Origin of the sequence: Roseateles sp., assembly GCF_031397715.1 — a bacterium.
Lineage (GTDB): Bacteria > Pseudomonadota > Gammaproteobacteria > Burkholderiales > Burkholderiaceae_C > Paucibacter_A.
On sequence record NZ_JANNMI010000486.1, the window covers coordinates 1 to 1985 of the forward strand.

The 1985-nt window shown below is 64.7% G+C and carries 1 protein-coding gene; it reads left to right on the top strand.

The features are described from left to right. Positions 1-141: 141 nt before the first annotated feature. Positions 142-1985 (top strand): cobalamin-dependent protein (locus RMO57_RS21645; protein WP_310390217.1); only part of this gene is annotated, 1844 nt, incomplete at its 3' end.

Sequence of the window (1985 nt, forward strand, 5' to 3'; positions counted from 1 at the left end):
GCCGCGGCGATCGTCGATACGGCGAACCAGATCCCGCGCGGTCGGCTGCGGACCGAGGTCGTCAATCGCTTCGTGACGACCCGCGCCGCTCCGAACGCGTCGTGGCGGCTCGGCTGGGACACGCCGTCCCCGGTATCAGGAATCTCGCACGCCGGCACCCACAAGGTGCGTTTTGTGACGGCCGCCAGTTTGTTTGACGGGCACGACGCCGCCATCAACATCATGCGGCGCATCCTGCAAGGCATGGGCGTCGAGGTGATCCACCTCGGCCACAACCGCTCGGTCGATGAGGTCGTCACCGCCGCACTGCAAGAAGACGCGCAAGGCATCGCCATCAGCTCCTACCAGGGCGGCCATGTCGAATACTTCAAATACATGGTCGAGTTGTTGAAACAACGCGGCGGCGCGCATATCCAGGTTTTTGGCGGCGGAGGCGGCGTGATCGTGCCGGCCGAAATCCGTGATCTGGCCGAGCATGGCGTGCGCATCTTCAGCCCCGAAGACGGCCAGCGCATGGGTCTGCAAGGCATGATTGGCGAGATGGTGATGAAGGCCGATCAGGACTTCAGCGTCTATGCGCCCAAATCGCTCGCCAGCTTGCAAGGCCATGGCGAAGCCGCCTGGCGCTCCTTGGCGCAACTGATCACCGCGCTTGAAAACGACAAGGCCGATGCCGCGCTGGTGGCCGAGTTGCAAGCCGCCGCCAAGAGCATCCAGGTGCCCGTGCTGGGCATCACCGGCACCGGCGGCGCCGGCAAGTCCAGCCTGACCGACGAGTTGATTCGCCGCCTGCGTTTGGATCAAAACGATGGTCTGCGAGTGGCCGTGATCTCGATCGATCCATCACGTCGCAAGAGCGGCGGCGCTTTGCTCGGCGACCGCATCCGCATGAACGCGATCGGCCCCTGGAGCCAAGGTCAGCGCGTCTTCATGCGCTCCTTGGCCACCCGCGACTTCGGCAGCGAGATCTCCCCCGCCCTCCCAGACGCCATCGCCGCCGCCAAGGTCGCCGGCTTTGATCTGATCATCGTCGAGACCTCCGGCATCGGTCAGGGCGACGCGGCCATCGTGCCGCATGTCGATGTGCCGATGTATGTGATGACGCCCGAGTTCGGCGCGGCCAGCCAACTCGAAAAAATCGACATGCTGGACTTCGCCGAGTTCGTGGCAATCAATAAATTCGACCGCAAGGGCTCGCTCGATGCGATCCGCGATGTGGCCAAACAGGTGCAGCGCAACAAAGAGGCCTGGACCACGCCGCCGGACCAGATGCCGGTCTTCGGCACCATGGCCAGCCGCTTCAATGATGACGGCGTGACCGCGCTCTACCAAGCCTTGAAGCCGCGCCTGGCCGAGCTCGGCCTGCTGCTCCACGAGGGCCGCCTGCCGCAAGTGAACACCCGCCACAGCACCCATCAAACCCCGGTCGTGCCCGCTGCGCGGGTGCGTTATCTGGCCGAGATCACCGACACCGTGCGCGGCTACAAAAAGCGCGCCCGTCAACAGGCCACGCTGGCGCGTGAAATCCAGCAGCTCTGGGGCAGCACGCGCATGCTCTTGGAAGCCAACCCCGACAAGCAAGGCGCCCGCCTTGCTTTGGGCGAGCTGGCCGAAGCGCGCGAGGCGCAGATGGATGCCCCGGCCCGCCAATTGCTCAAGCAATGGCCGGACATGCAACTGGCTTATGGCGGCGACGAATATGTGGTGAAGATCCGCGACAAGGAGATCCGCACCAATCTCGTCCACACCAGCCTCAGCGGCACCAAAATCCGCAAGGTCGTGCTGCCCGCCTATGAGTGCCACGGCGAGCTGCTGAAGTGGCTGTTGCTGGAGAACGTGCCGGGCAGCTTCCCCTATACGGCCGGCGTGTTCGCCTTCAAGCGCGAGGGCGAAGACCCGACCCGCATGTTCGCCGGCGAGGGCGACGCCTTCCGCACCAACCGCCGCTTCAAACTCGTTTCCGAAGGCATGCCGGCCAAGCGCCT